Origin of the sequence: Microbacterium sp. NPDC055910 (assembly GCF_042271185.1) — a bacterium.
In the GTDB taxonomy this organism is placed as follows: domain Bacteria; phylum Actinomycetota; class Actinomycetes; order Actinomycetales; family Microbacteriaceae; genus Microbacterium.
In genome coordinates, this window is sequence record NZ_JBHJZS010000036.1 from 23841 (window position 1) to 29840 (window position 6000).

At 70.0% G+C, this 6000-nt stretch carries 5 protein-coding genes; 3 read left to right on the plus strand and 2 right to left on the minus strand.

Annotated features, from left to right (window positions below; all coding sequences use genetic code 11):
- Positions 1-178 precede the first annotated feature (178 nt).
- Positions 179-1633 carry a DUF4012 domain-containing protein gene (locus ACFC3F_RS13015; protein ID WP_376130379.1) on the plus strand — a complete coding sequence of 485 codons (1455 nt, stop codon included), beginning with the start codon at positions 179-181 and terminating at the stop codon, positions 1631-1633.
- A gap of 54 nt (positions 1634-1687) precedes the next feature.
- Entirely contained in the window at positions 1688-2239 is a 552-nt protein-coding gene (locus tag ACFC3F_RS13020) for a cell wall protein (protein ID WP_376130382.1), read from the plus strand.
- Positions 2240-2252: 13 nt separating this feature from the next.
- On the opposite strand, the gene ACFC3F_RS13025 is transcribed toward ACFC3F_RS13020, so the two are convergent.
- Positions 2253-2948, minus strand: coding sequence for an endonuclease/exonuclease/phosphatase family protein (locus ACFC3F_RS13025; protein ID WP_376130385.1), 696 nt, complete (start codon positions 2946-2948; stop codon positions 2253-2255).
- A gap of 58 nt (positions 2949-3006) precedes the next feature.
- On the minus strand, positions 3007-3843 hold the full coding sequence (truA, locus tag ACFC3F_RS13030) for a tRNA pseudouridine(38-40) synthase TruA (RefSeq protein ID WP_376130388.1): 837 nt from the start codon (positions 3841-3843) through the stop codon (positions 3007-3009).
- 85 nt (positions 3844-3928) lie between these two features.
- Between truA and ACFC3F_RS13035 the strand changes: the two genes are divergently transcribed.
- The gene (locus ACFC3F_RS13035) at positions 3929-5950 is read left to right on the plus strand and encodes an acyltransferase family protein (protein ID WP_376130391.1); all 2022 of its coding nucleotides are present in this window, start codon (positions 3929-3931) and stop codon (positions 5948-5950) included.
- The last annotated feature ends 50 nt before the right edge of the window (positions 5951-6000 follow it).

Here is a 6000-nt window from a genome sequence, read left to right on the forward strand (position 1 = left end):
ATCGGCAAGCACGGCAGTCGGGCAGATAGGAGATCCCGAAGCCGCGGCTGCTGCCATCGAGGGCCTCTCTGTCGATGCATCAGCCGCCCGGTCGCTTACCGGCGACCCGATTTGGCGACTTGCTGAAGGACTACCGTGGGTTGGACCACAGCTGACGGCGTTCTCCACGATCTCCGCCGTGGCGGAGGACGTCGTTAACTCGACGCTCGTCCCCATTGCGGATGCCGCCGACGGACTCACGCTCACCGCTTTCCGGCCGAGCGACGGGCAGTTCGACTTCTCGGCGATCAGCGAGATTAGCGGTGCGGCGTCCGACGCAGCAGCAGTGCTCGATCGCTCCGCGATAGCCATCGATGACCTCGATCGCTCGGTGCTCGTCGGACCACTGCAGCAGGCGGTCGACCAGGTCGGCGAGATGCTCCGCGAGGCCCGAGGCTCAGCTGATGCGATCACGCGCGCCGCCACTCTCCTGCCTGCGATGCTGGGCACCGACGGACCGCGCAACTACCTCGTGCTCTTTCAGAACAACGCGGAGTGGCGTTCGCTCGGCGGCATCCCCGGAGCGATGGCCGTGATCCAGACCGAGGGTGGCGCCATCGCGTTGGCTGCACAAGAGACGACGAGCGGATTCCCTCGCTACGACGCACCGGTCCTCCCACTCGACGATGAGATCATCGCGATCTACGGCGAGCGCCCCGGTCGATGGATGCAGAACGTCACGCAGGTGCCAGACTTCAGCGTCGCCGGCGCACTCGCTCGGGAGATGTGGTCGCGACAGCACGGGCTTGAGGTCGATGGCGTCCTGTCGGTCGATCCGGTCGCGCTGTCCTATCTGCTCAAAGCCACCGGGCCCGTCACACTCGCCTCTGGCGATGTACTTAACTCCGCGAACGCCGTGAGCATCCTGCTCAACGAGGTCTATGTGCGCTTCGAAGACCCCGCTGCGCAGGATGCGTTTTTCGCCGAAGCCGCGGCTGCGGTCTTCACTGCTCTTTTGAGCGATACCGCCGACCCGCCAGCGCTCATGGCCGCGCTCACGCGCGCAGCGGACGAACGCCGGCTCATGCTGTGGAGCGCGCACGAAGAAGACCAAACGCTGCTCGAGGGCACCACGCTCGCGGGAGGCCTGCCGGTCAATGACGAACACACCGCTCGCTTCGGCGTCTACCTCAACGACGGCACCGGATCGAAAATGGACTACTACCTGACGTCGAGCACCGATGTCGTGTGGGAATCCTGCGCGATGAGCGCCGACGGTGCAAGCGGTGAAGCGGCGTTGACCATCCAGTTGTATAGCGAGGCACCCGCCGACGCGGCCTCACTTCCCGGCTACATCACCGGACGCGGCATTTACGGTGTGCCGCCGGGGACGGCGCGCACACTCGGCTATGCATACCTGCCCGAGGGTTTCGAGCTCATCGACGCGCAGTCCTCGACCGGTGGCGGGTTCGGCGGCGGAACCCACGAAGGGCGACGCGTCGTCAGCTTCACCGTCGACCTCGCCCCTGGCCAATCAGCGACCCTCACGGTGCGTGCGCGGTCCGCGACGCCGTCTGCCCCGAACCTCATGGTGCAGTCGACGCCGACCCTGAGCCCGCCATCGAAGGTGGTCGCTGCGTGCCTGGCACCATAGACTGCAGCGTGCAGGGGCCACCACAGTGCTGCCCTCTGCCACGGAGGGAGCACGATGAAGCACCGCGGCCTGCGGACGAGCTTGATCGCCGCTGCGGCGGGAGCGCTCGTCGTCGGCTTCCCCGTGAGCGCGTACGCCGGAACGATCTACCCACCTTCCGATTCCTGCACGGCATCGCCGGCGACAGCCCCAGCGGGATCCGAGGTCGAGATCAGTTGCGCGGCGGCGACGTTCTCGAGCGACGAGCGAGTCACGGTGACCGTGAGCGGCGCGAACGGAGGCGCAGCGCGAGTCGGTATGGTCCGTCTCGGTGTGTCGACGGCGAGCGGATCCGCTCAGTCCGACGCTGACGGGTCGCTGAAGCCCGTCACCATCACCCTGCCGACGAACGCGTCGGGCATCTACAGCGTCGCGGCGATCTCTGAATCCTCGGCGGGCGGCACCGCGGCCGTCTCGATCGCGTCGACGGCCGGAGGAGAACTGGCCGGCACCGGACCGAACAGCGGCGCTGTGGTGGGCCTCTGGGTCGGGGGTGGCGCGCTCGTCGCGGCCGGTGCGACGCTCGCGACCGCCGCCGTCGTGCGCCGGCGTCAGCTCGCCGACTGACGCGATCGCTGCATCACGCGACGTCGACGCGGCGCTGCTGCTCGGCGACGCGCGCCGTCACGAGGATGGGCAGATGGTCGCTGAGACCCTGCGGCAGTGTGCGCACGTGCTCGATCTCGAATCCGATCGACGTCGCGAAATCGTAGTGGCCGCGGAAGAAGCGATAGCGCGTGTAGGTGCGTGAGTCGCTCAGGCTCAGTTCGTACCCCTGCTCGCGCACCTGCTGGCCGAGGTTCTCCTTGAACACCGGGTAGTTGTAGTCGCCCACCATGAGTGCGGGAAGTCCCGCACCCAACTGCCCCAGCTCGGTCAGGGCCGTGCGGATCTGATGCCGGCGCAGCGAGTTGAGCGCCGTGAGCGGCGCCGCGTGGAACGACGCCACGATGATCTCGCGGCCGTCGTCGATGTCATGCAGCCTGACCCCCAGCATCCGCTCTTCGGCGGGCTTGAGCACGCGGTCGTGCAGCGACTTCTTCAGCGCCAGCGAGCGCACCTCGATCGCGCGATAGGTGTTCTCGCGGTAGTAGACGGCGAGCCCCAGGCGGTTGCGCGCCGTCGCGTCGGCCAGACGCAGGCCGCCGATCGCGTCGGGGATGTCGGTCGTGTCGGCTTCCTGCAGGCAGAGGACGTCGGCGCCGTGGTGCTCGACGAGCTGCACGAGCTCACTCGCGGCGCGATGCTTGCGCAGGTTGTACGAGATCACCTTCATGACTGCTCCACCCTAGGCCCGGCACCTGAACAGCACGTGAGCGACGAGGACTTCCGCGTCATTCGCGGTCACGGCGGGCCCGGGTCTGCGCGGCACGCGTCGCGAGCAGGTCATCGGCGGGGTATCCGACCTCGGTCAGGGTCAGCCCGCGCGCGGCGAGCACCTTCACCTCGGGCACGCGCTCTCGGGCGTCGCGGATGTCCGCCACGTCCTCGACATCGAGCCTGCCCTCGCCGACCGCGACGCACGCCCCCACGAGGGCGCGCACCATGCTGTGGCAGAAGGCGTCCGCGCGAACGTGCGCGATGAGCACGCCGCGGTCATCTCGATGCCATCCGAACTCGAGCAGCGTGCGGATCGTGGTGGCCTCGTCACGGGGCTTGCAGTAGGCGGCGAAGTCGTGCAGCCCCACGAGAGACCGGGCCGCGGCATCCATCTGCTGCTCGTCGAGCGCGGACCGCACGGTCGTCGTGCGCAATCGGTCGAGGGGGTCGTAGCCGGCCGTCCGATCGGCGATGCGGTACTCGTAGCGTCGCCACACGGCCGAGAAGCGGGCGTCGAAGCCCACGGGAGCGAGCGTCGAGCGGTGCACGGCGACGTCGGAGTAGGCCCCCGTGACACCGGTGATCCTCGCCGCGAGGGCGTCGACGGGTGTCGTCGACGCGCGTCTCGCCTCGAGTCGCGCGCGCTGTGCGTCGTCGAGATCGAGGTGCGCGACCTGGCCCGCGGCGTGGACGCCGGCGTCGGTGCGACCGGCGACGACGAGCCGCGGCTCGCCGCCCAGGATTCGGGCGAGGGCGTCTTCGAGCGTGCCCTGAACGGTACGCAGACCCGGCTGCCGCGCCCACCCGCGGAAGTGGGTGCCGTCGTAGGCGATGTCGAGACGTATCCGCACGGGAATCAGCCTACTGACGCCCGGCGTTCTCCCGGCCTGCTGTCGGAGGCCGGACGTAGACTGTCCGTCTCGCCCGGAAGAAGTCATGACGTTCACTGCGCCCGCAACCGCCACCACCCGCTATGCGGGACTGGATGGACTCCGTGCGATCGCGGTGGGGCTCGTCGTGGTGTACCACCTCTTCCCGCCACAGCTGCCCGGTGGATTCATCGGCGTCGACGTGTTCTTCGTCATCAGCGGCTTTCTCATCACGACGCTGCTGCTGCGCGAGCACGCGGCCGCCGGTCGCATCCGCCTGCGGGCCTTCTGGCGGCGTCGCGCCAGACGCCTGCTCCCCGCCCTCGCCCTCGTCGTGACGGTCTGCGCGACCGCCGCCTGGGTCATCGGCGGCGATGTGCTCGTGCGTCTGGGCGCCCAGGTCCTCGGAGCGTTCACCTTCAGCTACAACTGGCTGTCGATCGCGGGAGGCGACGGCTACTTCAGCGCCGCGGCGCCCGAACTCTTCCGCAACTTCTGGTCGCTCGCCGTCGAAGAGCAGTTCTACGTCCTGTGGCCGATCCTGCTGCCCCTGTTCCTGCTGATCCCGCGGGCGTGGGGGCGGATCGCCGCCGTCCTCGCCCTCGCCGCGGCCTCGGCCGTGTGGATGGGCGTCGTCGCATCGACCGGCGGCATCACCCGCGGCTACTTCGGGACCGACACGCACGCGTTCGGCATCCTGCTCGGCGTCGCCCTCGCCTTCGCGCTGTTCGGCGTCGTGCACCGAGCGAGGCCCACGCCGGCCGACGTGACGCTCGCGGACGGCTGGACCGTCGTGCAGCCCCGGATCGCCGGCCGTCGGATGCCGAGCCGCGCCGCCGTCGTCACCGCCGTCCTGGGCGGTGCGTCACTCATCGCAATCGCAGCGCTCGCGCTCGTGCCTCCGACCATGACCGCGGCAACCTTCCCCGGCGCCGTGCTGGCGGCGAGCCTGCTGAGCGTCATCGCCATCGCGGCGGGGATCTGGCCGGGCTCGGTCTTCGGTCCCGCGCTCGACCAGCCGGTGCTGCGCTGGATCGGCGACCGGTCGTACGGCATCTACCTCTGGCACTGGCCGCTGCTCGTCCTCGTCGTCGCCGGCGTGCAGGGCACGGCCCCCGACGCCGGCTTCTCGCCCTGGATCGGCGTGGGCGTGCTCGCCCTCACCCTGGCCTCAGCCGAATTGTCGTACCGCTTCGTCGAGACGCCGGTACGTCGCCACGGATTCCTCGGATCATTCCGGATGCTGCTCACCAGACTGCGCGGCACGCCCGCTGCCCGGCTCGGGGCACTCGCGACGATCGTCGCGGGGACGCTCGTGGTGGGCGGCACGTCGGCGGCGATCGCCATGTCGCCTCTGACCGCCACCGGCGAAGACGTCGTCGCGGCCGGAGCCGCGGCCCTCGAGCGAGCCAAGGAGACGCCCGCTCCTGCGGCCACAGACGCGCCGACCCCCACGCCCCCCGCCACTCCCCGACCCGTCGCCCCGCTCACCGCGGAGCCGCAGCCCACCGTCGCACCGGTCGTGGTGACCGGCGACCAGGTGACCGCCGTCGGCGACTCCGTCATGCTCGCCTCCGCACCCGCGCTGCTCGAGCGGCTGCCGGGCATCCACATCGACGCGGCCGTATCGCGCTCGGCGTGGGCGGGGCCCGGCATCCTCGAGACCCTCGCGGCGAGCGGCACGCTGCGGCCGTACGTCGTCATCGCGCTCGGCACCAACGGCCCCGTCGATCCGTCCTCGCTCGAGGGGATGGCCGCTGCCGCCGGCGACGACAGGCTCGTCGTGCTCGTGAACGCCTATGCTCCACGCGACTGGATCCCCGGCGTGAACGCCGACCTCGCCGCGTTCGCCCAGGGGCGGCCCAACGTCGTCGTCGCCGACTGGTCGGCCGCGATCGCCGACCGCACGGACCTGCTCGCGGGCGACCACGTGCACCCCGGAACCGAGGGCAGCCGGATCTTCGCCGACGTCGCCGCCGGCACGATCGAGCGGGTGCTGCAGGAGCGCGCCGAGCGCCGCTACTCGATGAAGCAGCGCCTGTATGACGACCTCACCCCTCCGCCGTCGCCCCGCGTCCGCACGGACTGACGACAGCGGATGCCGCGACCACCGGCATCCGCTGTAGAAACGCCGAGACC

What these genes read in the sequence shown, in the direction of transcription:
- ACFC3F_RS13035 (WP_376130391.1), top strand. Translation starts at nt 3,929, where the DNA reads ATGACGTTCACTGCGCCCGCAACCGCCACCACCCGCTATGCGGGACTG.
- ACFC3F_RS13020 (WP_376130382.1), top strand. Translation starts at nt 1,688, where the DNA reads ATGAAGCACCGCGGCCTGCGGACGAGCTTGATCGCCGCTGCGGCGGGA.
- ACFC3F_RS13025 (WP_376130385.1), bottom strand. Translation starts at nt 2,948, where the DNA reads ATGAAGGTGATCTCGTACAACCTGCGCAAGCATCGCGCCGCGAGTGAG.